At 43.8% G+C, this 1,818-nt stretch carries 3 pseudogenes; 2 read left to right on the forward strand and 1 reads right to left on the reverse strand.

From position 1 onward, the window contains the following. Both NI467_RS14515 and istB read left to right on the forward strand, forming a co-directional pair. Positions 1–658: pseudogene (locus NI467_RS14515) on the forward strand (IS66 family transposase); the annotation flags it as partial. Positions 659–992: 334 nt separating this feature from the next. After that, positions 993–1,613, forward strand: a pseudogene (istB, locus tag NI467_RS14520) (IS21-like element ISEc57 family helper ATPase IstB); the annotation flags it as partial. 60 nt (positions 1,614–1,673) lie between these two features. Here the strand turns inward: istB and NI467_RS14525 are convergent. Continuing rightward, positions 1,674–1,818 (reverse strand): annotated as a pseudogene (locus NI467_RS14525) (transposase); the annotation flags it as partial.

The raw sequence follows: 1,818 nt of genomic DNA on the forward strand, positions 1-1,818 counted from the left end.
GCTGGTATCGAAGTATGCCGATCATTTGCCGCTGTACCGTCAACGTCTGATCTATCAGCGGGTGGGAATCGAACTTTCTAGATCAACGTTATCTGACTGGATAGGTCGCTGCGGTGTAGAACTGGAACCTCTGGCCAATGCCTTAAAAGAGGTGGTGCTGCATGCAGATGAAACACCAGTCACCATTATGCGGATGGGTGAGAATGAGAAAAAACCGAAAAAAGGTTATGTCTGGGCCTATGCCACTACACAGTACAATCCAGTTCAGGCGGTGATCTATGACTTTCAGGATAGTCGTTCAGGCCAGGTCATAGAGGTGGGCTGCATAGCCCATGCACGTCGTAAATTCCATGAACTGCATGTGACCGGGAAAAGTCAGGTCGCTGAACAGGCCTTAGTGCTGATTCAGAAACTGTATGCGATAGAAGCAGAACTCAGGAAAAAGACCGATGGTACAGCGGAAGACCGCCGCGAATACAGACAACAGCATAGTCAACCAGTGATGCAACAACTATATGAATGGCTCAACCAACATAATCTGACAGTGCCATCGAGTTCTCCCACCGCCAAGGCCATCAATTACACTCTGAAGCGTTGGCCAGCTTTAAGCCGCTATCTGGATGATGGCAATCTACCGATTTGCAATAATTGGGTCGAGGTGCGACACGAAGTCGCTTAATGAAGTTGTTCCCCCTGCGGGAACCACCCGTGTCACCGGGTGAATCTAGAAGGCTGAATAAAGAGCGCCTTCGACAATGTAACGAGGCACCGTAAGGTGCGGGGTATCAATCGTGAGAGGCGTACTCTTCTGGCAGCCATAGCCGGACAAGGGCTAGATAATCGGTATGGTGAACACATGTGAATCTGCGCAACGATCGTTAAATTGAACGAGCGGAAATGGCTAATACGCTCGAACCAAAACGGTAATGGAGGTGGGAATCGCGTCTTTCTACTACGCATTCGTGACCCATACGCCTCCCGGTCGATAGCAGGCACCGCAGCAACGTAGTCAACAGATTCTTTTACAACTTTCAGGTCTTACTCAAATCAAAACGTTGGAGGCTTATGATTTTAATTATGCTTTAGGTGCTCCAAAGTCGCAGTTGCTTGAACTATTTAATTTAAGCTTTATTCCAAGAGCTGAAAATGTTGTATTTATTGGTGCAAGTGGTGTTGGGAAAACACATCTATCAATGGCTTTAGGCTATAAGGCAATTATGAATAATATTAAGACTAAGTTTATTACTGCAGCTGATTTAATGTTGCAACTTAGCCTAGCTTATCAACAAGGTAAATTAAAAAACTACATGCAACGTGTTGTACTTGCTCCAAAGTTATTGATTATCGATGAAATAGGATATTTACCATTTGGTCGTGAAGAAGCAAATTTATTTTTTAATGTTATTGCCAAGCGCTATGAAAAAGGCAGTACGATTTTGACCAGTAATTTACCATTTAGCCAGTGGTCTAAATCATTCGCAGATGATGTTACTTTGACAGCAGCAATGTTGGATCGTTTATTACATCATTGTCATGTTGTACAAATATCTGGGGAAAGTTATCGTCTAAAAGATAAAAAGAGAGTAGGAATTCAACCACAAATTGAGTCTTAATAAATCATCAAAGGGGTCAATTTTACTTTGCTGTTTTTAAGGTAAAAGGGGTCAGTTTTAAATTGCCGTTGACAGAGGTTCCAGTTCCACACAGCAGCGACCAATCCAGTCAGATAAAGTGGATCTGGACAGATCAATGCCAGCCCGCTGATAGATCAGACGTTGACGGTACAGCGGCAAATGATCGGCATATTTCGATACCAAA

The sequence above is a fragment of the Acinetobacter sp. S4397-1 genome (genome assembly GCF_024129285.1).
GTDB classification, from domain to species: domain Bacteria; phylum Pseudomonadota; class Gammaproteobacteria; order Pseudomonadales; family Moraxellaceae; genus Acinetobacter; species Acinetobacter lwoffii_C.